The following is a 22,691-nucleotide window of genomic DNA, read 5'->3' on the forward strand; positions in this document are numbered from 1 at the left end:
AAATCACTATACGCCGCTGAGGCCACAGTGATATTGGGAAAATTTGAACGAGATAATGGATTTATTGCAATGATGCCAACTGCTGCTGCCACTGTTTCGCGCGGCTGGCATCACACTGCATCAGGGCCGCAGCCGCTTCCTGTCGGAGACGTAGCACCAGTGCCTTGCGGCCACTGATGCCGGCTTGTTGAGCGACCTCAGTCAGCGCTTGTTTTTGCACAAGAATGGCTTCAAGTAGCGGTTGCGAGGAGGCGCGAACCAGGCGCTGTAAAACGGCATAGCTCGCTTCATACGGCCGCTGCGCCCAGGCGAATCCTGCCAGAAGCGGCCAGTCATCATCATTGAGTGTTTGCGGGTGCTCTGTGGTCTCGAAAGGAAGATCAATAATGTCGCGCAGCCACACCGCATCACGCGAAAAACGCTGTGCCGCTTGCTGCTGCAGTCGTTCTCCTGCCGGCGTTAAGGCGCGTATCGCCATCGCGGCATAGCAACCGCTGCTGGCTTCACGCTGAGAGCCGATGCGCACCAGGGTAAAACCACAGCGCTGCCAGAACTGCCACAGCGTCTCGGTATAGCCAAAACTTACAGAAAGGAAATCGCACCCATCGGCCTGCTGCTGTGCCGCGGCAACCAGCGCGCTACCAATGCCACGCTGCCGTTGTGCGGCTAACACGGCGATACGACTGATGCGCTGCGAGCGTAAGGTGGCGGCTTGCGTAAATCCGGCATGCGCAGCCAGTGACTGTGCGACCAGATTACCGCGCGGGCGGCGTAAACCTGCCCAGACCGCTTCAGCCAGCGGCTCCTCTAACCCACCCTCTTCCACCAGCCACAAGGCACCGACAATATTTTCCGGCGTACCAGCCAGCCAAAAGCGCATGCCCGGCGCATCCAGCATGCGGCGAAGATCCAAAGGAGAAGTGCGATAATGCGCGCTCGCCAGCAGACGATAACCTGCTTCCAGCACCCCTTGCTCAGGCGTGGCCGGGAAAATCGTTATCTCGCCGCCAGGTTCGCTTTCTATAGCATCCTCAAACAGCAACGCCTGGCTTAGCCACTTTTCCAGCGGATCGTTGGCAGACCAGCGCAGCGGTTCATCGAGCTGGAAATGTTTTACCTGCGGCAAGGTGGCGCAGAAACGCAGCATAAAGCCGCGCCCGGTGCCTTCATAACCCTGCACGGTAGTGGTCATCAACACGCGCGGAAAACGTTGAACCAGCTGTTGTAACAACGGCGCTGGAATCGCAGCCGCTTCATCAACAATCAGCCACTGCACTGACGGCTCAGCATCCATCGCGAGAATGGCATCTGGCGCCATAAAGTGAAAATGTTCACCGGCAAACGCCGCCAGCACTTCAGTGGAAACTTTGGCGGGTGCCGTTACCAGGCAGTGCTGATTATGCTGCGCCAGCATGCCGGCCAGCGCCGATTTACCACGCCCGCGCGCGGCAGTGATCACCGCCACGCCAGAGGGCATCGTTAGCAATTGTTGCAGGATCTGCGCCTGCTGCTGGGGTGCCTGGCAGTGCCAATCGGGTAAATCCAGCAAGGCAGGTGTACGCTCAGGTTGATGCTGATGCAGTAACTCGGATGCGCGAACAGGCTTATGCCGATGCAATAATTCGGGTGCGCGAACAGGCTTATGCCGATGCAATAATTCGGATGCGCGAACAGGCTTATGCTGATGCAATAATTCGGGTGCGCGAACAGGCTGCTGGTGCTGGTGCTGGTGCTGATCCAGCAACATGACCTGCTGATCCTGCTCCATTAACTGCTGCAGATGGTGAATAAAATGAGGCGTGGCGATGGGTTCAGCGACATCGGCCCAACGCAGGCTGTCGTCATCCGGTTGCGTGGCCCAGTCGTGCCACGGCGGCGTCAGTAACAGCAGCCAGCTTCCCGCACGCAACGTGCCTGCCAACGCCGCAAAGGCCTCCGCATGGAAACCGCTGCGCGCATCGAAAATCGCATGCTGGAATTCACGCCCCAACAACGTACGCAGTGCAGCGGGGGCGACGCGTTGGGGGAAATCATCGTTGTCGCTGAGCGTCAGCCAGTCACCGGGCAGCACCGCACGCCATTCGACCGCCTGTTGCAGCGCCCAGTCAGCTTCACCGGAGACGACGCACAAGCGTCGAATACCCGCACGCTGCATCGCGGCGGTGATATCAATTAATGACATCAGTTAGAGGCGAAGGTGTTGCAGTCGCCGGGGTTACCGCTGTCGAAACCGCGTTTAAACCAGGTATAACGCTGCTGTGAAGTGCCGTGTGTGAAGCTATCCGGCACCACGCGCCCCTGGCTTTTCTGCTGCAGTCGGTCATCACCAATCGCTTCAGCGGTATCCAGCGCTTTCTTGAGATCGCCCACTTCCAGCATATTTTGCTGCTGCACATAATGGCCCCACACGCCGGCAAAGCAGTCCGCCTGCAGTTCCATTTTTACTGACAGCTGATTGGCCTGCGCCTGAGTGGCACCCTGCTGCATCTGACGCACTTTTGGCTCAATGCCCAGCAGTTTCTGGATGTGATGGCCAACTTCATGGGCAATCACATAGCCCTGCGCGAAGTCTCCGCCCGCACCCAGCTTGGTTTTCATATCATCGTAAAACGATAGATCGATATAAACGGTTTGATCTGCCGGGCAGTAAAACGGCCCCATCGCCGACTGACCGGTGCCGCAGCTGGTCGAGGTAGCATTGCGATACATCACCAGCTTAGGCGGTACATACTGTTTGCCCATTTTCTGGAACAGCGTGCCCCAGGTCTCTTCGGTGGTCGCGAGAATCACCTTGGTGAATTTGGCATCTTCATTATCCTGCGCAGAGTTAACCGGGCGCTGTTGCTGTTGCGTCACCGGCGTTTCCCCTTGCAGCAGCGCGGTGAGGTCATAACCGTAATAACCCGCCACCGCCACCACAATCAGCAGGATGATGCCGCCTTTGCCGCGCGGCAAACGGATTTGCCGCCCGCCGCCGCCACCCATTCCGGGTGAATCATTGCGACGATCTTCTACATTGTCGCTTTCACGACGACCTTGCCAGCGCATGGCTCGCTCCTGTTAAAAGGTTTTGCATGATTTTAGTTGGCGGCGTTGCTAATCACCAGCGTTGCGGCGCAAGCGTAGCGAGATTGAGAGAAAGGAGGCGAATTAAAGCGTGCAGGAATAGCAGAAACAGAAAAGGGCGTCATCAATGACGCCCTTACGGCAAGATTTCATCAGTTGCGCAGTGATGCACACCAATTGAAACTTAATCCAGTTTCACACCCAGGCGGTGCGCCACTTCTTCATACGCTTCGATCAGGCCGCCGAGGCTCTGACGGAAACGGTCTTTGTCCATTTTGTCCATGGTCTCTTTGTCCCACAGACGCGCGCCGTCTGGCGAGAACTCATCGCCCAACGTCACTTCGCCATTGAACAGACCGAACTCCAGCTTGAAGTCGACCAGGATCAGACCCGCGTCATCAAACAGTTTGCTCAGTACGTCGTTGGCTTTGAAAGTCAGTTCCTGCATGCGCGCCAGATTGGCTTTGCTCACCCAACCAAAGGTCTCGCAGTAGGATTCGTTAACCATCGGGTCGTGTTTGGCGTCATCTTTCAGGAAGAGATCAAACAGCGGTGGATTGAGCAGCATGCCCTCTTCCACGCCCAGACGTTTTACCAGCGATCCTGCCGCACGGTTGCGTACCACGCACTCCACCGGCACCATCTCCAGCTTTTTGACCAGCGCTTCGTTATCCGACAGCAGCGCTTCCATCTGGGTCGGAATGCCCGCTTCCTGCAATTTGGTCATGATGAAATGGTTGAACTTGTTGTTCACCATCCCTTTACGATCAAACTGCTCGATTCGTGCACCGTCTCCTGCTGACGTATCGTTGCGGAATTCAAGTACCAGCAGATCCGGATTGTCGGTGCTGTATACGGTTTTCGCTTTACCGCGATACAACTCAGCTCGCTTTTGCATCTCATTAACTCCAAACATGAAAGAACCCGTGTTCAGCGGTGTTTCACCGCGCGACGACTGCCTGACGCAATCGTTTACTTCGCCGGGCGCTATTATGCCAAAATCAAAACAAAAAGGCCGGAGAATCTCCGGCCCTTTGGCAATTTATTTGTTCAGTGCACCCTGGAACACGGCCACCAGCGCGTCATTCTGCGCCTGAGTGAGCACATGGCCCTTAGGATCAATGAACTGCAGACTGCTGCGGTTATCCAGATCGCCAACCTGCAATTTGTAATCGCCGTTTGGCAGCTCAGGATCTTTCGCACCAATCGCGTCAAACGCGCTGCTGCCTGGCTGTTTGTAGGTCACTTTCAGACTACCCTGCGAGCGGTTGTCATCAGTCACTTCCATACCCACACGCTTCAGCGCCGCTGGCAGACGCTGCCAGGTGACGTTAAACGGTGAACGCAGCACCAGCAGTGGCAGACCGGTATCATCTGCGCCGCTCTGGACATCAATCTGTCCGGTTGCGCGGCCTGCAGCGGCATCGGCGCTGGCGGTATCAATCTTATCCAGACCGGTACTGATGTCGTTTAGCATCTGGCCGGTGTAGCGTTGGATTTGCGCAGGGGAAGTCACCGTCTCACCTTTCTGCTGCAGTTCCAGCAGACGAACCGTCAGCACTTGCTGATAGCTCTGGTTCTGTACGCTGATCTGGTAACGACCGCGATACTGGTTGTCTTCATCCGCACGGTTCCACTGCACCCAATCGGTGGTCAGCTGCTGCCCAGCATCATCACGCTGTGCAATCGGGAACTTGTAAGACTGGATCACATTGACGACCTGTGACCAGATAGAACCACGGCTGCTTTCCACTGCCAACACGGCCGTGTTGCCATTGAACTGCGCACGCGTTCCGTTCAGCAACGCCAGGGGTTGAGCCGGAGGACGAATATCCAACTCTTTACCTACAGCACCCTTGGCGACAGTGTGCGGCACATCATAATCGCCATTCTGCAGAGGCAGAATCATCCCCGCCGGGGCTTTTAAATCATGCAGTTCAGGCGCCTGCAGGTAAGATTCATCACCGCTGACCTGGCGCTTATAACGCTGATCGCTGGAACAAGCTGTTAGCAGCATCAGGGTGGACAAGCCCACCACGGTTGCCAGCGTCGAGCGCTTAACTGAATAACTCATTGATTCTCCCTAATTTATCGCAGACCCGCTTTAATCAGCGCCTGAGCCGTTTTCGCCTGACCCGCTTCGGTCAGTGGCGTCATTGGCAAGCGCAGCGTGTCATCCGCGATTAATCCTAGCTGTTTCGCTGCCCATTTAACCGGGATTGGATTGGGTTCACAGAAAAGCGTCTGGTGCAGATGCATCAGACGCTGATTCAGGCGACGCGCTTCGGCAAATTTACCCTGTTGCGCCAGCGCACAGAGTTCAACCATTTCACGCGCTGCAATGTTAGCCGTGACCGAAATAACGCCATTGCCGCCCAGTTGCATGGAATCCAATGCTGTCGCGTCATCGCCGCTGACAATAATGAACTCATTATTAACCAGCTCTTGGATCTGAGTAATGCGTGATAAGTTCCCGGTCGCCTCTTTGATTCCGATAATATTTTTGATTTCAGCCAGGCGAGCCACGGTTTCTGGCAGCATGTCGCAGCCGGTGCGTGATGGCACGTTGTACAGCATCTGTGGCAGATCGGTGCTCTCAGCAATGGCTTTAAAGTGCTGGAACAGACCTTCCTGGGTTGGACGGTTGTAGTAAGGCGTCACAGTCAGACAACCCACCACACCGGTGCCGGTGAAGCGTTTAGTGAGAGAGATACCTTCAGCAGTGGCATTGGCGCCGGTTCCGGCAATCACCGGGATGCGGCCATCAGCCAGCTCCAGGGTCTGCATCACCACATCGCCATGTTCTTCATGGCTGAGGGTAGCGGATTCGCCGGTGGTGCCAACAGAAACAATCGCCGCGGTGCCGCTGGCAACATGATAATCAATCAGTTTTTTCAAACTCTCGCGGCAGACATTACCTTTTTCATTCATTGGCGTAATGAGCGCAACAATACTTCCGGTGAACATGGGCTATCCCCTCGACAAACAAGTGCCTCATGTTACGTTTTACCTCGAAAGAAAAGCAAGCGAGCCAAGCCATTCCTGCCCTTGTCAGCAGTTTTTTTTATGTTTACCTTATGGTTATTAGCGAACGTACAGGAAATGCCATTTTGTCGCAGTCACAGCCTCACCATTTGGTGATCACCGCTTTGGGCGTTGATCGTCCGGGAATCGTCAATACCATCACTCGCCACGTCAGTAGCTGCGGCTGCAATATTGAAGACAGCCGTCTGGCGATGCTCGGGGATGAGTTCACGTTCATTATGCTGCTTTCGGGTAGCTGGAACGCGATAACCCTGATTGAATCGACATTGCCAATGAAAGGGGCTGAGCTGGAACTGTTGATTGTCATGAAGCGCACTAATGCGCGCATCACCCCGCCGATGCCCGCCACTGTATGGGTGCAGGTGGAAGTGCCGGATTCGCCCCATCTCATTGAGCGCTTCACCGATCTGTTCGACAAACATCAGATGAACATTGCCGAACTGGTGTCGCGTATTACCCCGGCACAGGAAGGTGTCCCACCGACGCTGTATATTCAGATGACGGCACACAGTCCCGATAACCATGCCAGTGCACCGTTTGAACAAGCCTTCAACAATCTGTGTGAAGAACTGCATGCACAAGGCTCAATTCGTCTTTATAGTGTCACCGACGATGCCAACAACACCCTGTAAACTAACGCCGGGTTATTTCTCCACACACTCTGCCGCACGGCATACCGTGTAGTGAAATAACCCAGAGGGTGGCACCCGCTGGTACTTTTTCCCGCGATGGTGTATTACCCACAGCATGAAGAAAAAAATGGAGAGTTGTGATGAATCCACTGAAAGCCGGTGATACCGCACCGAAATTTAGCTTGCCCGATCAGGACGGCGAACAAGTAAATTTGGCCGACTTCCAGGGACAGCGCGTTCTGGTCTATTTCTACCCAAAGGCCATGACGCCGGGTTGCACCGTTCAGGCCTGTGGTCTGCGCGACAACATGGATGCGTTGAAAACCGTGGGCGTGGAAGTGCTGGGCATCAGCACCGATAAGCCTGAAAAACTGTCACGCTTCGTCGAAAAAGAAGTGCTGAACTTCACCCTTCTCTCTGATGAAGATCACCAGGTGTGTGAGCAGTTCGGTATCTGGGGTGAGAAAACCTTTATGGGCAAAACCTATGACGGCATCCACCGCACCAGTTTCCTGATTGATGGCAACGGCAAAGTTGAGAAAGTTTTCGACGACTTCAAAACGTCGAACCACCACGATATCGTGCTGGATTATCTGAAGTCGGCATAAAACAAAACGGGTGCACAATGTGCACCCGTTTTCTTTACCCCTGCTGATGCTCCAGCGTGGTTTCAGGCCAGGCGCGGACCACGGCTTTGATTAACGTGGCCAGCGGGATGGCGAAGAACACGCCCCAAAAGCCCCACATGCCACCAAAAATCACCACCGAAAGTATAATCACCAGCGGATGCAGATTGACCGCTTCAGAGAATAGAATCGGCACCAGCACATTACCATCCAGCGCCTGCACCACCAGATAAACGATAAACATCGTCCAGAATTCGGTGCCTAAGCCCCACTGGAACAGACCGACGCCAATAACCGGAATGGTGACCACCATGGCGCCGATGTAAGGGATCAGCACAGAAATCCCCACCAGCACCGCCAGCAGCAGCGCGTAATTAAGTCCCAGTATCAGGAAGGCAATCCAGGTGACAAAACCTACCGCGACCATTTCCAGTACTTTGCCGCGAATGTAGTTGGTGATTTGCTGATTCATCTCCTGCCAGACCACGCCCGCCAGACCACGATTGCGCGGCAGCACACGACGCACAGCGTTCAGCATCTGATCTTTATCTTTCAGCAGGAAGAACACCATCAGCGGCACTAGCACCAGATAGATCATCAGCGTCATCAATCCCACCAGCGAGGCGAGAGAGTATTTCACCAGTGATTCACCTAATCCGGTCAAACGGCTGCGCAGATTTTCCACGATGATATCGATGATGCCCGCATCCACCAGCGCCGGGAAACGTTTCGGCAAACCCGCGGCATAGACGTAGAGCTTGTTCAGCATATTCGGCAAGTCACGCAGCAGGTTGATGCCCTGCTGCCAGGCCACCGGCGCGACAATCAGCACCATCACCAGCAAAATGCCAGCGAACACAATCAGCACCATGCTGGTCGCGCAGGTACGGCTGCATCCCAGGCGCTGCAGCCGAACGGTTGGCCACTCCAGCAGATAAGCCAGCACCAGCGCGACCAGCAACGGTGCCAATAACCCACTGAAGAAAAACAGGATGCAGAACGCCATCAACAAGATCACCAACAGGCCAATCGCCTCGGGATCGCTAAAGCGACGTTTGTACCATTGGAAAAGCAGAACCAGCATTTCACTTCCTTGACGCCAAAAACGGGATGGCGATTGTACAGAAATTTGCAGCGATTGCCTGATGCGCATCAATGCGCACCCTACGAATATCAGATGATATTATGCGTCTGTGCGCACCTTACGAAAACCCGGCGATATTGCGCGTCTGTGCGCACCGGACCCGTTGCGCTGTCTTGTTGTAGGGGAGCCATTTATGGCACCCGGAAAGCGCTAGCGCGTAATGCTACTCACGAGCGCGTCCTGGCCGGCAATCATCACGCAGTTACGCCCGGCATTTTTCGCCTGATAAAGTGCAGCATCCGCCTGTTTCAGGCTCATGTCTTGCGGCCCGTTGTCCGCTTCCCAATGCGCGATACCCACCGACAGCGTGATATGGCCGACATGGTCAATCCAGCTCTCGGCAATGCTGGTGCGCACGCGCTCGGCAATCACACGCGCTTCTTCCGTTGAGGTAGCTGGCAGCAGCATCAGAAACTCCTCGCCGCCGTTACGGCACACCACGTCAGTCTGGCGCGCACTGTTGCGCAGGGTTCGTGCCACCTGTTTGATCACTTCGTCACCCACATCATGGCCGAAGTTGTCGTTCACCCGTTTGAAGTGATCGATATCCAGCGCCAGCACCGCGAAGGGCTGACGCATGGTTTCGAAGTAATCCAGCACCGCACTCAGGCCACGGCGGTTAAGCAGGCTGGTCATCGGATCGGTTTGTACTTCCGATTTCAGCCGACCGATTTTGTCCTGAACCAGACCAATCCCCGTCAGCAAGGCGCGTTTCACCTGCGCCGCTTCGAAGTACCAGGCTCGAATACCGCCAATTTCACCCGATACGCCCTGGGTATCCATCTGGCTGGCTTTACGCGCCAGTTGCCACAGCGGCAAGGCAATCAGACGGGCGAAAATCACCGCCATCAGCAAGGTCAGCAGCGCAAACGGTACAGAGTTTTTCAGCACTTTCAGCAGCAAGCCGGAAAGCGGTTGCAGGGTGACGTCAGTCGGTTTGAGCGCCACCACCATCCAGCCAGTGGTCGGCACAATGGCGTAACCCGCCAGTTTCGGCGTGTCTTCTTCGATGACCTGCACCTCGCCATTGGTGCTCTCTTTGCGTTGACGCTCGCTGACGATCTCCGGCGCGGTTTTACCAATCAGCTGAATATTCTGGTGGTAAAGCACCTGATTGTTGCTATCCAGTACATACACGCGCGTGCCATCCCGGTAGAACTGCTCACCGAGTAACGCATTGAGAATACTTTTCTTCTTCAGATAGATGGTGCCGCCGACATAGCCAAGGTAGCGCCCTTCGTTGCTCCAGATTGGCCAGGAGACAAACACCACCAGATTGTTGGCAGCAGAGATGGTGGGTTTACTCACCATCGGTTGACGCTGCGCCAGCGCTTCCCGCGAGGCCTGGCTGGTGAGCTGCATGCCTTTGAGCATCAGTGACTCAGGCGAAATTGCTTTCACTATCCCGTTGGTATCGACCACCGCAACGGAGTTAAAGCTGTTGGTTTGCTCACGTAGACGGTTCACTTCCTGCTGCGCCAGTTCCGGATTATCAAAATCCTTGCCCAACTGCGTCGCGCTGTAGTGCAGCTGCGACTGTGCCAGCTGGAAAAAGACTTCCGTGGTGGCAGCCAGTTTGGTGGCATAAGCGCGATTGGCTTCGAGAGTGCTCTCGATCAGCACCATACGCTGAACGCGCCAGGTGGCGTACAACGTATTGGCGAGCGTAATGACGATACTGGTGATCGCCAGCAACGCGATCAGCGTACGCAGGTCAGTTTTTGGCCGGATGCGCATCAGCATGACGCAACCGCCCTGGTGTGAGAATTCATAATTTGCGTGCCTGACAATATAGTTATAGTTGGACTAGCTACCCCTGGTGAGGGAACCGCCAATTGTACACCTGCAAACCAGATTGAGCACGAACCATCCTGTCAGGCACGCGTAATTATTCAGCAAACGTTGGCGCTAATCGATCAGACCATTCGCATCATAGAACGGCCACGGTCCCGGATAATCGCCGATAGCGCACTGATGCGTCGTCATACCTTGCTGAGGATGCCAGCGATGCAGCAGGAAACCAGGCGGTTCCAGCACGAAATTCGCCGGACCATTTTCAGATAAATCAAAGGCCACCTGATGCGACACGCCCGGTGCCACGCAGACCAGCGTCCCGGCAAAACGCGCCTGTACCGAGCGATGTAAATGGCCGCTCAGCACGCGTTCCACCTGCGGATGCTGGCGGATGATCGCCGCCAGCGCTTCAGGATTGCGTAGCGGCTGCTTATCCATATGGCCGATACCGGAAATCAGCGGTGGATGGTGCAGCATCACCAGCGTGGGCAATTGCGGCTCACGCACCAGCTGCTCTTCCAGCCAGGCCAGCTGCGCTTGATCCACATAGCCCCAAGGCTGCTGCGGCACGCTGGAATCCAGCGCCAGCAGCTGCACACCTTTCACCCGCGCCTGCCAGTTGAGGGTTTCACCGCGCTGCAGATAGTGGTGATCCGGAAACGCCGCGCGTAACTGCTGGCGATCGTCGTGATTGCCCGCCATCAGCATGTAAGGCAGCTGCAGACGACGCAGCGCCGTTCGCAGCGTTTGATACTCTTCCGCGTTGCCAAAATCCACCAGATCGCCGGTGATCACCACCATGTCCGGGCGCGGCGTCAAACGATTCAATGTCTCGATAACCCGCAGCAGCGCCGCCTGGGTATCCACTTTTTTGTACGACAGGCGACCGTTGGCCTTAATGTGTAAATCACTTATTTGCGCAATCAGCGTCAATGCTTCAGACACGAAATTCTTCCTCAGGATGCAGAAAATTGAAGTGCGGCGTCCTGCGCCAGCGTCCAGCTCACCGGTTGTCCGGCGTGCCAGGCTTCACGCGCGTGGCGATCAACCTGAATCGGCGTCGCCAGGCCAATGTCGATCATCAACCGCTGCGAGGCGCCTAAAAAGGTACTGGCGAGGATAAAGCCCTGACGTGCATAACGATTGTCATCGGCGAGCAGCACATCTTCCGGACGACAGAAGCGCTGTGGATTGCCGCGCTTATCAACATCGACGCAGTTAATCGCCCCCACAAAATCAGCAACAAACTTCGAAGCGGGATGCTGATAGATATTTTGTGGCGTATCGATCTGCACCAGACGCCCCTGCTCCATCACGGCAATACGATCGCCGAGGGCCATCGCCTCTTGCTGATCGTGGGTGACGTACACGGCGGTGATCGCCAGCTTCTTCAGCAGCGTGCCGATTTCCAGGCGTAAGCGGTCACGCAAACGCGCATCCAGCGCCGCCAGCGGCTCATCAAACAGCAGCACTTTAGGACGAGCCGCCAGCGCGCGCGCCAGTGCCACACGCTGTTTCTGTCCGCCCGAGAGCTTATCAATACTGCGTTGCGACAAGGCGCTGAGATCCACCAGTTCCAGCATCTCCTGCACGCGCGCTTCACGTTCTGCGCGCGCCACGCCCTGTACTTTCAAGCCGTAAGCCACGTTCTCTGCGACGTTAAGGTTGGGGAACAACGCGTAGTTCTGGAACACCATACCGACGTTGCGTTTCTCAATCGGCAGCGCGGTAACGTTGCGATCGTCGAACCACACTTCGCCGCCATCATCGCAGCGCTCAAGCCCGCTGATGATACGCAGCGTGGTGGTTTTGCCGCAGCCAGAAGGGCCGAGCAGCACCAGGGTTTCACCGGGATTGACGGTCAGATCGAGCGGATGCAGTGCTAATTGGTGATTGAAGTGACGCGAGCAACCGCGCAACGTCACGGTAACGGCCGCAGGATTCATGCCGCCTCCTTGTTTTGGCGCGAGACCGCGCGGTTAAGCCAGTGATTGACCGCATTTAGCATCAGCAGCAGCGGTAAAATCATCAAAATGAAAATCAGCGTGTAGGCGGAACCCACTTCCAGTCGCATCGAGGCGTAACTGTCCGCAAGGCCGACCGGCAAGGTTTTGGTCAGTGGCGTATGCAACATCCAGGTGATGTTGAACTCGCCGACCGACAGAGTGATCACCATAAAGGCCCCAGCAAGAATGCCGTTGCGACAGTTAGGCACCACTACGGTAAAGAAGCGCTGCCACAGGCTGGCTCCGAGACTGGCGGAAGCCTCTTCCAGGCGCGGCATATCCACCGCCTGCATCACTGCCAGCACCGGGCGCATCATAAACGGCAGCGTAAACAGCACGTGACCAATCAGGATAAACACCCAGCTGTCACGCAGGCCGGAGAACTGGCCGTACAGCAGAATGATACCGAGCGCGGTGGCTAAACCGGGCAACGCCACCGGCAACATCAGGCACTCTTCAATACGTGCCGCCCAGCGTCCAGGCGCTTTTAACAAGCCCCACGCGGCAGGCACGCCAATCGCTAGCGTGACCAGTAAGCAGAACAGCGCAATCAGCAGCGACAACCAAAACGTGTCGGCATACATCTCCCACACCTGCTCAACCCACTTCAGGGTCAAGCCGCTGCGCAGGCCGATAAAATAGTTGTTAGTGACACCTGCCAGCATCGACAGCACCACCGGCACGATCATAAACAGCGCAGTCAGCGTGGTGACCAGCAGTTGCAGGCTAAACAAGCCGCGACGATTCATACTGCCCCCTTATGTGCCAGACGGCGCGCCAGCATCAGCGCCAGCCAGGCCACCGCGCCCATCACCACCGACAGCGCCGCCGCCGTGGCAAAGTTGGCGTAGTTGGTGAATTCGCCATAAATGGTCAGCGGCAGTACCGCCAGATTCGTACCCAGAGTGAAAGCGGTGCCAAATGCGCCCATGCTGGTGGCGAAACAGAGCGCGCCGGTAGAGAGCAACGCCGGTTGCAGTCCGGGCACAATCACATCCCAGGTAATTCGCCACTGGCTGGCACCGAGTGAACGTGCCGCCTCTTCCAGCGAGCGATCGAGCTTTTCACTGGCGGCCACCAGCGTGACGATGGCGCGCGGCAGCGAGAAATAGAGATAACCGATAAACAGCCCGGTGAGTGAGTAAGCCAGCGTCCAGCGCTCGTGCACCAGGCTCATGCTGATTTGTGCCAGCAAGCCCTGACGGCCCGCCAGCATCACCACCAGGAAACCCACCACGACGCCAGGAAAGGCCAGCGGGAAGGTCAATAAGGCTAATAACGTGCCGCGCCCAGCAAAACGCTGTCGCGCCAGAAAACAACCAACGATGGCGGCAATCGCCAACGTCACTATCGTCACGGCCAGGGACAGCACAACGGTATTCAACAAGCTAAACAGATAGTTTGGCTGAGTGATCACCGTCCAGTAGCCGCTGTGCTGGGTGGTGCGATCGTTTTGCATACCGATTTGCAGCAAGCGCGCAAACGGCAGCAGCCAGAAGGCGCTGAAGAACAGCAGCGCGGGCAACGCCAGCCATAACCATTTGCTGCCCGGTAAGCTGCGAGCCTGGCGGCGTGAAGCCGCCAGGGTGTCGGAGATCGACATGATTAATGAATCTCGCTCAGGTACTTAGCAGAGAACGCTTTCTGTGCATCGGCCATCTGCTGATAGTCGACGGTTTGTGCACGAGCGTAATCGCTATCCGGCAGGAAGAATTTCTTCGCTTCGGGCGACATTGCTGAAGTACGCACCGGGCGCAGGAAGGCGTTCGCCCATATCGCCTGACCTTTGTCAGACAGCACATAGTCGATCACTTTCTTGCCGTTGGCTTCGTGTGGCGCGTTCTTCACCAGACTGATGACGTAAGGAACGGTCACCGTGCCCTCTTTCGGGATCACAAACGCGACGTTGGCGTGATCTTTATATTTGGCGCGATAAGCGTTGAAGTCGTAGTCGAGCAGAATCGGGATTTCGCCAGAGAGCAGACGCGCGTAGGCAGTTTGCTTCGGTACGATTGGCTGGTTGGCCTGCAACTTCTTGAACCAGTTCAGCGCAGGTGTGAAGTCCTGCATGTTGCCGCCTTTCGCCTGGTTAACTGCCACAGCAGCCACATAACCGACAAAGGCACTGGCCGGGTCGAGATAGCCAATCATGCCTTTGTACTCAGGCTTCAGCAGGTCATCCCAGGATTGCGGGATCGGCGCGCCGCCCAGTGCATCCACGTTGACCATAAAGCCCATGGTGCCAGAGTGCAGTGCGACCCATTTACCGTTGGGATCTTTCATTCCTGCGGGGATATCATCCCAGTGCTGCGGCTTGTAGCCGGTGATGACGCCCGCGCTGTCTGCCTGGATGCCGAAACTGACGCCGTAATAGACCACATCTGCAACAGGATTACCTTTCTCCGCCACCATTTGCGCCAGCGCCTGGCCGGAGTTTTTGTTGTCTTGTGGCACGGTGATGCCGGTGTCTTTGGCAATGGCTTTGAGCTGTGTACCCCAGTCAGCCCACTCGGGCGGACAGTTGTAGCAGATCGCGGTGTCTGCGGCCTGAGTGAAAGTACTGAACAGCGAACCGGCGGTCAGCGCGATCGCTCCTGCAAGAATTTTCATTTTTTTATGGAATTTCATGGTGGTTATGGTTCCCTGGTGGTGGCAGTCAAAACGGTAGCTGGCGCGGCGATGCTCTCACCGCTCCGCAACCGATGGGCCAGTACGCGGGTGCCGCGGCTGGCTTGTTGTAACAACATATCGATGGCACAGGCACCGAGCATATCCGCTGGCTGCGAGACGCTCGCCAGCGATGGCGCAATCTGCTCGCCAATATCGATGCCATCAAAGCCCATCACCGAGAGCTGCTGCGGGATGCGTACACCGGCACGCGCCGCAGCACCAATCAGGCTGATGGCGAGCAAATCATTGGTACATATCACCGCCGTCAGCGGTGCTGAGCCCTGCAACTGCGGTTGCAGTAGCGCGAAATCAGAATGGGTATGGCTGGCCATTTCAATCACCGGCAGCGCGTTCAGCCCTGCGGCCTGCATCGCATCGCAGTAGCCCTGATAACGCAGGCGAGCGCGGTCAGATTGCAGCATCGGACCGGCGATCATGCCGATATGGCGATGGCCAAGAGACAGCAATTGCTCGGTGGCTTCCCGCATCGCCTGCTGGTTATCCACGCAGATGGCTGGCCAGTGGCTCTGTTGCGGAACGTTGTGCGCGAGGACAAAAGGCATACTGGCTTCGTGCAGCGTGGTCAGTACCGCGCTGTTATCCGCATCGGCAACGGTCAGCACCAGGCCAGCGACGCGCTGACGCAGCATATGTTCAACAATTGCCGCTTCACGTTCTGGCTGATAATCACTGGTCGCCACCAATAAGCCATAACCCGCCGCGCGCGCCTGACGCTCCATCGCCTGTAACTGCCGTGAGAAGATCGGGTTCAGCAGCGAAGGCAGCAGCACACCGAGCGTGGTGGAACTTTGCGTACGCAGCTGACGTGCAATGTGATTGGGACGAAATCCGAGTTGTTCCGATGCCGCCAGCACCTTTTCCAGCGTGTCCGGCCGGAGAAGATGGGGATCAGAAAATGCGCGTGCGGCGGTAGCGCGTGATACGCCAGCCAGCTTTGCCACACTGATTAAATCGGACATGTTCGCCTCGTAAATGAGCAATGAGATCGATCTCATTGGCGCTTAAAGTAGCGGCGAACTGTGACAGCAACATCGCGGGGATATGACGGAAAAATGACAGCAGCGCGAACTGCTGTCAGAAAGGAATTACAACATCAGGAAGGCGTAACCTTCGTTTTGCAGCGAGGCCACCGTGGTGCCGCTGGAGAGGGTATGCGTCACGCGGGTATCTATCCAGTCTCTCTGTAGCTGATGGAAGGCCACCGACTGGTCGCAGATTGTCACCTTCACACCTGCCTGCTTCAATTCATCAATCAACTTCAGGTTCGGGTTATCGCTGCCGTAAGCTTTGCGGAATTGTTCGTTATTGAGCGCAGCGGGCACTGCGTCGCTGTTGATCGACACGACAAAATTCAGCTGATTCAGCGGTACACCGGCAGCGTAATAGAGGTTAGTGACACGTGCCACACGTTCCAGTCCGAGGTTAGGTTGACGAACATCCCCTTCCGTGCGGTTGATCTGAAAAACGATCTTATTGCTCAGGCCTGGCGTATTCGCAGGGTTGTAATCTGGCGTATTCACAAAATGGATTTTGCCGTAGCCCGCGATGGCTGGCGTGCTCCAGAAGTCCGCTGGCTCGCTTTTGTTGTCAGTAAACTTGCTGCTGACCTTATCCACCAGTTCTGGAAGCTGTAAAACATTACCGCCCACAAAACCTGCCAGTGCGGCGATAACAATATAGGACGCTGGACGCATTTCACATTCCTCGATAGAAGAGCCTAAGCCCAATTACATTTGCAGGAAGGCATAACCCTGATTTTCCAGCGTCGACACGGTGGTCGGGCTGGATAACGCATGAATAACCGATTGATCGATCCACTCTTTCGGGAAGTGATGGAACGCCACTGACTGATCGCACACCGACACTTTGACGCCTAATTTGTTGAGCTCGCCAATCAGCGCCAGATTAGGGTTGTCGGCCTTATAGAACTGTTGGAAATGCGCATTATCCAGCATGGCGGGCGTCGCATCGCCGGTCACGGACACCACAAAGTGCAGCTGGTCTGCGGACACGCCTGAAGCAATGTAGAGGTTCACCACGCGAGCCACACGTTCCAGCCCTAAGTTAGGGCGCTTCATATCTCCTTCACTTTTGGTGATTTGAAACACTACTTTGTTGCTCAGTCCCGCTACCGGTTTAAACGCGGCATCAGATTCGTAATGGATTTTGCCGTAGCCTTCGACGGCGGGCGTGCTCCAGAATCCTTCTGGATCGGTCGGTTCGGCAGAAAAATGGCTCACCACACGCTGATAAATATCATCACTTTTGCTGACGGTGGCGCCAACAATCCCGCCCACAATGGCAATCAGGGCGTAAGAGACAACAGAACGCATAAAAAACTCTCCGGCATGCACTGCGCGAATTCACAGTCCGTTTGAATAAAGTGCCTTATCTATACCACAGCGTGAGCATGGCAAAAGTCCTGTAGTTTCGGGCTGTCCGGGGTTTTCATTGCGGAAATAATAATTAGTCAGGCTAATTGAATAATGCTTTTGATTGAGAGGAAGGCAGTACTAAAAAAATAACTGGCATGAATCGATTACCCTCTGTTGAGGTTTTATAAAGCGGGTAGCGATGAAAATATGACCATACTTAACTAAAATTTCAGCGGATCTTTAAAATTCACCATTAAAATCACTGATGGTTAAAACAGGACAGCTCACTGTTTTAGCGCGTGTTTTTCAGAGTAAACCTGGAAAAGTTCATGCCAGATTCAATTATTTTGAGCAACTTTACGTAACTTTAACTTCCTGGCCTGTAAAAGCGCTAACCTGGTCATGGCGGGCTATTCAATTTTTTGCTGCAATTAACGCCTGCGGTAACCATTTTTTCATTTTAAGCCTGTGTCGCTTCTTCATTTGCTTGTTACCGCCCGCTGGTTAAGATAGAACCGCTGCGTCAAAGGAAAGTACGCGCAGAACATTTGAACGACTTACCTGTCCAATTGCAGGTGACTTTTACAGGATCAAGGCATGTTTAACCGGTTGAAGAAATCAGTGCTGGCGGCCCTTATTCCTACGCTGCTGCTGACGCCCGCGCTCTCGGTGCGCGCTGACGTGAGTGATAATCTGCCCGATATGGGAACCACGGCGGGTTCGACGCTTTCTATTAATCAGGAATTACAAATTGGCGACTTCTATGTGCGCCAACTGCGCGCCAGTGCGCCGCTGATTAACGATCCGCTTCTCAATCAATACATCAATGAGCTCGGCCAACGCCTGGTCGCCCACGCAAACTCGGTGCGCACGCCGTTTCATTTCTTTTTGATCCAGAATGACGAACTCAATGCCTTCGCCTTCTTCGGCGGCAATGTGGTGCTGCATTCGTCACTGTTCCGCTATACCGATAATGAAAGCCAACTGGCATCGGTGATGGCGCACGAAATCTCTCACGTCACGCAACGTCACCTGGCGCGTGCAATGGAAGAGCAGAAACGCAATGCGCCTCTCACGTGGGTCGGTGCATTGGGTTCTATTCTGTTAGCCATTGCCAGCCCGCAGGCCGGGATGGCGGCGTTAACCGGTACTTTGGCGGGCACGCAGCAGGGCATGATCAGCTTCACTCAGGCCAACGAGCAGGAAGCCGACCGCATCGGTATTCAGGTGCTGCAACGCGCCGGTTTCGATCCGCAGGCAATGCCGAGTTTCCTGCAAAAGCTCGCCGATCAAAGCCGCTTCTCCTCCAAACCGCCGGAAATTTTGCTGACGCACCCCTTGCCGGATAGCCGTTTAGCCGATGCCCGAAATCGTGCTAACCAGATGCGCCCGGTGGTGGTGCAGTCATCGGAAGGGTTCTATATGGCGAAGGTGCGTTCGTTGGGCATGTACGCCACTGGCCGCAATCAACTGACCGATGACCTGTTAAATGAGTACGCCAAAGGTAATTCGCGTGAGCAGATGGCCTCGCAATACGGTAAAGCGGTGCAATTCCTGCAGGCGAAAAGCTTCGACAACGCGAAAAAGATCATCGCACCGATGCTCGCCAAACAGCCGGATAATATTTGGTTCCTTGATATCATGACGGATATCGATATTGGTCTGAATCAGCCGCAGCAGGCCATCAGCATGCTGACCAGCGCCAAAGGCAGCAGCACCAGTCCGGTATTACAGCTCAACCTTGCTAACGCTTATGTGGAAGCCAAACAGCCGGCGAACGCCAGCCGCATTCTGAATCGCTATACCTTTGCACACCCGGATGATGTCAATGCCTGGGATTTGCTGGCGCAGGCTTCCGCGGCGCAAGGGTTACGAGATGAAGAGTTATCTGCACGTGCGGAAGGATTAGCGCTGAATGGGCAGCTCGACCAAGCAATCACCACTTTAAGCAGTGCCAGCGCGCAGGTGCCGCTCGGCAGTTTGAAACAGGCGCGTTACGATGCCCGCATCGACCAGTTCCGGGAATTGCAAAAGCGGTTCCGTCAGTATCAGAAAGGATAAAAAAATCATGGTGAGCATTTATCACAACCCGCGTTGCAGCAAGAGCCGCGAAACCCTGGCGCTGTTGCAGGATAAGGGTATCGAGCCGGATGTGGTGCTGTATCTTGAAACACCACCTGACGAGCAGGCGCTGAAAACCTTGCTTCAACAACTTGGCATGAGCAGTGCACGCGAACTGATGCGCCGTAAAGAGGATCTGTATAAAGAATTGAATCTGGCGGACAGTGATCTGAGTGAAGATCAATTGCTGCAGGCAATGGTGGCGCATCCAAAACTGATCGAACGCCCCATCGTGATCAACGGTGACCAGGCGCGTATTGGACGTCCACCGGAAGCGGTGCTGGAGATCGTTTAAAGCCCCAGCGCTTCTTTTACAAAAGGAATGGTGAGTTTGCGTTGCGCGCTGATTGAGGCGCGATCGAGCCGATCGAGCGTATCAAACAGCGTACGCATTTCACGATCGAGGCGTTTCAGCAAGAAGCGCCCGACATCTTCCGGTAACTCGAAACCGCGCAGTCCGGCCCGCAACTGCATCGCCTGTAATTTGTCTTCGTCAGAGAGCGGCTGTAAGCGATAAATCTGGCCCCAGTCGAGCCGTGAGGCAAGATCCGGCAGTGCGAGATTGAGCTGACGCGGCGGACGATCGCCGGTGATCAGCAAACGCGTTTTGCCGATTTCCAGGATACGGTTGTAGAGATCGAAGATCGCCATCTCCCACTCTGCGTCTCCGGCAATGCATTCGATATTATCGATACACACCAGCGCCAGATTCTCCATACCATCCAATACTTCCGGCACGAACCAGGTGCGTTTATCCAGCGGAACATAACCTACCGCTTCACCACGCGCAGACATTTCCGCGCAGGCGGCGTGCAATAAGTGGCTGCGGCCGCCGCCTTCGCGTGACCAGAAATAGAGATAGCTGCCGTGCTGCTGAGAAAGTGCGCCTTGCAGCGCCGCCAGCAAAGACGGATTTTCCCCCGGCCAGAAACTGGCAAAGGTTTCATCATCGGGTAAATAGAGTGGCAGTGAAAGCTGTGCCGGCGTGTTCAGAAGTACCTCAACGGATGAGCAGGCAGAAAACGGCGCAAGTTTATCACGATCTTTGCAAGAGATGAACCGGGCTTCCCTGCCCGGCAAAGCGCATCAGGCTTCGCGCTTTTCTTCGGCATCCAGCACCACTTCTTCCGGACGTAACAGGTTGATTACGCGGAAAATCAGTGCCAGTGCTACGCCGACGATGGTTGCCAGCGCCATACCTTTCAGCTCAGCGGCGCCGATGTGCACTTTGGCACCACTGACGCCGATGATCAGGATCACCGAAGTCAGGATCAGGTTCTGCGCTTTGTTGTAATCCACTTTAGATTCAATCAATACGCGAATACCGGATGCACCGATCACCCCGTACAGCAGCAGAGAAACGCCACCCATTACCGGTACCGGGATCGCCTGAATCGCTGCCGCCAGTTTACCTACGCACGAGAGCAGAATCGCGAAGATCGCCGCCCCGCCAATCACCCAGGTGCTGTATACGCGGGTAATCGCCATCACGCCGATGTTCTCACCGTAAGTGGTGTTTGGCGTGGAACCGAAGAAACCGGAGATCATGGTGGACAAGCCGTTGGCAAACATTGAGCGATGCAGACCGGGATCGCGAATCAGATCTTTCTTCACGATATTCGCCGTCACCACCAGGTGGCCGACGTGCTCGGCAATCACCACCAGCGCTGCAGGCAGGATGGTCAGCATCGCTGCCCATTCGAAGCGCGGCGTGTAGAAGGTAGGCAACGCGAACCACGGCGCATCGGCAACGGATTGCCAGTTTACGATGCCCATAAAGGATGAGAGCGCGTAGCCCGCCAGCACGCCGATCAGAATCGGGATAATGGCAAGGAAGCCGCGGAACAGCACCGAACCAAACACGGTCACACCGAGCGTCACCATCGAGATAATGATGGTTTTGCTATCAGGTGAGGTGCCATCTGCCGGTAACAGACCCGCCATGTTGGCAGCGACACCTGCCAGCTCAAGGCCGATAACGGCAACAATCGCACCCATCGCGGCCGGTGGGAACATCACATCCAGCCAGCCGGTGCCGGCTTTTTTGACAATCAGCGCCACCACGCAGAACAGGAAACCGCACAGGATAAAGCCGCCCAGCGCCACTTCATAACCCAGCGGCAACAAAAGCAGCACCGGTGAAATAAAGGCAAAGCTCGAACCCAGATACGCCGGGATTTTGCCTTTACAGATAAACAGATACAGCAGCGTACCGACGCCGTTGAACAGCAAAACGGTGGCCGGGTTGATGTGGAACAGAATCGGCACCAGCACCGTGGCGCCGAACATGGCGAACAGGTGTTGCAAGCTGAGTGGAATGGTTTGCAGCAGCGGTGGACGTTCGTCTACCCCGATAGCCCTACGAGTCATCATTTATCCCCTTCCCCTGCGTCCTTCAAACCATGGCTGCGTTGGCTGCTCTCGTTCACCCGAATCACTTACTGGAGTAAGCTCATCGGGATGACCTCGATTGCCGCCTTGCCATGGCTCGAATGACTTGGGGATGATTGTTGTGTTTTTGCCAAAAAAAAGCCGACTCTCTGGCCGGCTGGATGCTTTATTTATTTCGTTCCGAAAATCTTGTCGCCTGCATCACCCAAGCCTGGAATGATGTAGCCCTTCTCGTTCAATCCCTGATCGATTGACGCGGTGTACAGCTCAACGTCCGGATGTGCTTTCTCCAGCGCCGCAATCCCTTCCGGGGCTGCCACCAGCACCAGCACTTTAATGCTGTTGCAGCCGGCTTTCTTCAGCAGGTCGATAGTGGCGATCATCGAACCACCGGTTGCCAGCATTGGATCCACAACTAATGCCAGACGCTCTTCGATATTGGATACCAGCTTCTGGAAATACGGCACTGGCTCCAGCGTCTCTTCATCACGGTAGATACCGACTACGCTGATGCGCGCACTGGGTACGTGTTCCAGCACACCTTCCATCATGCCGAGGCCCGCACGCAAAATCGGCACCACGGTGATTTTTTTGCCTTTGATTTGGTCAACGTCAACCGGGCCGTTCCAGCCTTCAATGGTGACGCGCTCCGTTGCCAGATCGGCGGTGGCTTCATAGGTCAGCAGGCTGCCCACTTCCGAGGCCAGCTCGCGGAAGCGTTTGGTGCTGATATCATGCTCACGCATCAGGCCCAGTTTATGTTTGACCAGCGGGTGTTTGACTTCCACGATCTTCATGAT

General features: G+C 55.4%; 22 protein-coding genes. 4 read left to right on the top strand and 18 right to left on the bottom strand.

The window, feature by feature from the left end:
• Window positions 1-61: 61 nt before the first annotated feature.
• From LBW88_RS08905 to dapA, 5 genes are all read right to left on the bottom strand, one after another.
• Window positions 62-2,182, bottom strand: a complete 2,121-nt coding sequence (locus LBW88_RS08905; protein WP_224930670.1) for a tRNA(Met) cytidine acetyltransferase TmcA — start codon at window positions 2,180-2,182, stop codon at window positions 62-64.
• Entirely contained in the window at window positions 2,182-3,048 is an 867-nt protein-coding gene (locus tag LBW88_RS08910) for a neutral zinc metallopeptidase (protein WP_224930667.1), read from the bottom strand. Before LBW88_RS08910 ends, LBW88_RS08905 begins: the two co-directional genes overlap by 1 nt.
• A 202-nt stretch (window positions 3,049-3,250) precedes the next feature.
• Complete coding sequence (gene purC, locus LBW88_RS08915) at window positions 3,251-3,964, bottom strand: phosphoribosylaminoimidazolesuccinocarboxamide synthase (RefSeq protein WP_034825771.1); 714 nt, start codon at window positions 3,962-3,964, stop codon at window positions 3,251-3,253.
• 144 nt (window positions 3,965-4,108) lie between these two features.
• Window positions 4,109-5,140, bottom strand: a complete 1,032-nt coding sequence (gene bamC / locus LBW88_RS08920) for an outer membrane protein assembly factor BamC (RefSeq protein WP_084936187.1) — start codon at window positions 5,138-5,140, stop codon at window positions 4,109-4,111.
• A 14-nt stretch (window positions 5,141-5,154) separates the two neighbouring features.
• On the bottom strand, window positions 5,155-6,033 hold the full coding sequence (gene dapA / locus LBW88_RS08925) for a 4-hydroxy-tetrahydrodipicolinate synthase (RefSeq protein ID WP_224930664.1): 879 nt from the start codon (window positions 6,031-6,033) through the stop codon (window positions 5,155-5,157).
• A 110-nt stretch (window positions 6,034-6,143) separates the two neighbouring features.
• Here dapA and LBW88_RS08930 point away from each other — a divergent pair, with 110 nt between their 5' ends.
• Window positions 6,144-6,743, top strand: a complete 600-nt coding sequence (locus tag LBW88_RS08930) for a glycine cleavage system transcriptional repressor (protein ID WP_414004074.1) — start codon at window positions 6,144-6,146, stop codon at window positions 6,741-6,743.
• Between the two features lie 140 nt (window positions 6,744-6,883).
• Window positions 6,884-7,351: a thioredoxin-dependent thiol peroxidase gene (gene bcp, locus LBW88_RS08935; RefSeq protein ID WP_224930659.1), complete on the top strand. Its 468-nt coding sequence runs from the start codon at window positions 6,884-6,886 to the stop codon at window positions 7,349-7,351.
• A 34-nt stretch (window positions 7,352-7,385) separates the two neighbouring features.
• Here the strand turns inward: bcp and LBW88_RS08940 are convergent, their stop codons facing one another.
• The 10 genes from LBW88_RS08940 to LBW88_RS08985 form a co-directional block, all read right to left on the bottom strand.
• Window positions 7,386-8,453, bottom strand: a complete 1,068-nt coding sequence (locus LBW88_RS08940) for an AI-2E family transporter (RefSeq protein WP_224930656.1) — start codon at window positions 8,451-8,453, stop codon at window positions 7,386-7,388.
• 210 nt (window positions 8,454-8,663) lie between these two features.
• On the bottom strand, window positions 8,664-10,256 hold the full coding sequence (locus tag LBW88_RS08945; protein WP_224930653.1) for a diguanylate cyclase: 1,593 nt from the start codon (window positions 10,254-10,256) through the stop codon (window positions 8,664-8,666).
• A 165-nt stretch (window positions 10,257-10,421) separates the two neighbouring features.
• On the bottom strand, window positions 10,422-11,252 hold the full coding sequence (locus LBW88_RS08950; protein ID WP_224930650.1) for a phosphodiesterase: 831 nt from the start codon (window positions 11,250-11,252) through the stop codon (window positions 10,422-10,424).
• A gap of 11 nt (window positions 11,253-11,263) precedes the next feature.
• Window positions 11,264-12,253 (bottom strand): ABC transporter ATP-binding protein, encoded by a 990-nt coding sequence (locus LBW88_RS08955; protein WP_224930648.1) that lies wholly within the window; start codon window positions 12,251-12,253, stop codon window positions 11,264-11,266.
• Entirely contained in the window at window positions 12,250-13,062 is an 813-nt protein-coding gene (locus LBW88_RS08960; RefSeq protein WP_224930645.1) for an ABC transporter permease, read from the bottom strand. The genes LBW88_RS08955 and LBW88_RS08960 overlap by 4 nt, the downstream gene beginning before the upstream one ends.
• Window positions 13,059-13,916 carry an ABC transporter permease gene (locus LBW88_RS08965; protein WP_224930642.1) on the bottom strand — a complete coding sequence of 286 codons (858 nt, stop codon included), beginning with the start codon at window positions 13,914-13,916 and terminating at the stop codon, window positions 13,059-13,061. The genes LBW88_RS08960 and LBW88_RS08965 overlap by 4 nt, the downstream gene beginning before the upstream one ends.
• A 2-nt stretch (window positions 13,917-13,918) precedes the next feature.
• Entirely contained in the window at window positions 13,919-14,923 is a 1,005-nt protein-coding gene (locus LBW88_RS08970) for an ABC transporter substrate-binding protein (protein WP_414004078.1), read from the bottom strand.
• A 23-nt stretch (window positions 14,924-14,946) separates the two neighbouring features.
• Complete coding sequence (locus LBW88_RS08975) at window positions 14,947-15,963, bottom strand: substrate-binding domain-containing protein (RefSeq protein ID WP_224930637.1); 1,017 nt, start codon at window positions 15,961-15,963, stop codon at window positions 14,947-14,949.
• A gap of 126 nt (window positions 15,964-16,089) precedes the next feature.
• On the bottom strand, window positions 16,090-16,698 hold the full coding sequence (locus LBW88_RS08980; protein WP_224930634.1) for a DsrE family protein: 609 nt from the start codon (window positions 16,696-16,698) through the stop codon (window positions 16,090-16,092).
• 33 nt (window positions 16,699-16,731) lie between these two features.
• A complete protein-coding gene (locus LBW88_RS08985) occupies window positions 16,732-17,337 on the bottom strand; it encodes a DsrE family protein (protein ID WP_224930631.1) in 606 nt (201 codons plus the stop codon).
• Window positions 17,338-17,976: 639 nt separating this feature from the next.
• Here LBW88_RS08985 and LBW88_RS08990 point away from each other — a divergent pair.
• Window positions 17,977-19,440 carry a tetratricopeptide repeat protein gene (locus tag LBW88_RS08990; protein WP_224930629.1) on the top strand — a complete coding sequence of 488 codons (1,464 nt, stop codon included), beginning with the start codon at window positions 17,977-17,979 and terminating at the stop codon, window positions 19,438-19,440.
• Window positions 19,441-19,447: 7 nt separating this feature from the next.
• A complete protein-coding gene (arsC, locus tag LBW88_RS08995; protein WP_224930627.1) occupies window positions 19,448-19,795 on the top strand; it encodes an arsenate reductase (glutaredoxin) in 348 nt (115 codons plus the stop codon).
• Here arsC and hda read toward each other — a convergent pair.
• The 3 genes from hda to upp all read right to left on the bottom strand — a co-directional run bounded on the left by hda (window position 19,792) and on the right by upp (window position 22,688).
• Complete coding sequence (gene hda / locus LBW88_RS09000; RefSeq protein WP_034825971.1) at window positions 19,792-20,493, bottom strand: DnaA inactivator Hda; 702 nt, start codon at window positions 20,491-20,493, stop codon at window positions 19,792-19,794. The genes arsC and hda overlap by 4 nt on opposite strands.
• A 93-nt stretch (window positions 20,494-20,586) precedes the next feature.
• The gene (gene uraA / locus LBW88_RS09005) at window positions 20,587-21,870 is read right to left on the bottom strand and encodes a uracil permease (protein ID WP_224932006.1); all 1,284 of its coding nucleotides are present in this window, start codon (window positions 21,868-21,870) and stop codon (window positions 20,587-20,589) included.
• A gap of 191 nt (window positions 21,871-22,061) precedes the next feature.
• The gene (gene upp, locus LBW88_RS09010; protein ID WP_100701256.1) at window positions 22,062-22,688 is read right to left on the bottom strand and encodes a uracil phosphoribosyltransferase; all 627 of its coding nucleotides are present in this window, start codon (window positions 22,686-22,688) and stop codon (window positions 22,062-22,064) included.
• Window positions 22,689-22,691 lie beyond the last annotated feature (3 nt).

It is taken from the genome of Pantoea sp. alder81 (assembly GCF_020179835.1).
Taxonomy (GTDB): Bacteria; Pseudomonadota; Gammaproteobacteria; order Enterobacterales; family Enterobacteriaceae; genus Pantoea.

Bases quoted from the DNA above. Each gene is read 5' to 3' on its own strand.
- LBW88_RS08945 (WP_224930653.1), bottom strand. From the start codon at position 10,256: ATGCTGATGCGCATCCGGCCAAAAACTGACCTGCGTACGCTGATCGCG.
- LBW88_RS08910 (WP_224930667.1), bottom strand. From the start codon at position 3,048: ATGCGCTGGCAAGGTCGTCGTGAAAGCGACAATGTAGAAGATCGTCGC.
- LBW88_RS08985 (WP_224930631.1), bottom strand. From the start codon at position 17,337: ATGCGTTCTGTTGTCTCTTACGCCCTGATTGCCATTGTGGGCGGGATT.
- LBW88_RS08970 (WP_414004078.1), bottom strand. From the start codon at position 14,923: ATGAAAATTCTTGCAGGAGCGATCGCGCTGACCGCCGGTTCGCTGTTC.
- LBW88_RS08930 (WP_414004074.1), top strand. From the start codon at position 6,144: ATGGTTATTAGCGAACGTACAGGAAATGCCATTTTGTCGCAGTCACAG.
- purC (WP_034825771.1), bottom strand. From the start codon at position 3,964: ATGCAAAAGCGAGCTGAGTTGTATCGCGGTAAAGCGAAAACCGTATAC.
- arsC (WP_224930627.1), top strand. From the start codon at position 19,448: ATGGTGAGCATTTATCACAACCCGCGTTGCAGCAAGAGCCGCGAAACC.
- upp (WP_100701256.1), bottom strand. From the start codon at position 22,688: ATGAAGATCGTGGAAGTCAAACACCCGCTGGTCAAACATAAACTGGGC.
- LBW88_RS08975 (WP_224930637.1), bottom strand. From the start codon at position 15,963: ATGTCCGATTTAATCAGTGTGGCAAAGCTGGCTGGCGTATCACGCGCT.
- uraA (WP_224932006.1), bottom strand. From the start codon at position 21,870: ATGACTCGTAGGGCTATCGGGGTAGACGAACGTCCACCGCTGCTGCAA.
- LBW88_RS08905 (WP_224930670.1), bottom strand. From the start codon at position 2,182: ATGTCATTAATTGATATCACCGCCGCGATGCAGCGTGCGGGTATTCGA.
- LBW88_RS08955 (WP_224930648.1), bottom strand. From the start codon at position 12,253: ATGAATCCTGCGGCCGTTACCGTGACGTTGCGCGGTTGCTCGCGTCAC.
- LBW88_RS08965 (WP_224930642.1), bottom strand. From the start codon at position 13,916: ATGTCGATCTCCGACACCCTGGCGGCTTCACGCCGCCAGGCTCGCAGC.
- LBW88_RS08980 (WP_224930634.1), bottom strand. From the start codon at position 16,698: ATGCGTCCAGCGTCCTATATTGTTATCGCCGCACTGGCAGGTTTTGTG.
- bcp (WP_224930659.1), top strand. From the start codon at position 6,884: ATGAATCCACTGAAAGCCGGTGATACCGCACCGAAATTTAGCTTGCCC.
- bamC (WP_084936187.1), bottom strand. From the start codon at position 5,140: ATGAGTTATTCAGTTAAGCGCTCGACGCTGGCAACCGTGGTGGGCTTG.
- LBW88_RS08940 (WP_224930656.1), bottom strand. From the start codon at position 8,453: ATGCTGGTTCTGCTTTTCCAATGGTACAAACGTCGCTTTAGCGATCCC.
- dapA (WP_224930664.1), bottom strand. From the start codon at position 6,033: ATGTTCACCGGAAGTATTGTTGCGCTCATTACGCCAATGAATGAAAAA.
- LBW88_RS08990 (WP_224930629.1), top strand. From the start codon at position 17,977: ATGTTTAACCGGTTGAAGAAATCAGTGCTGGCGGCCCTTATTCCTACG.
- LBW88_RS08960 (WP_224930645.1), bottom strand. From the start codon at position 13,062: ATGAATCGTCGCGGCTTGTTTAGCCTGCAACTGCTGGTCACCACGCTG.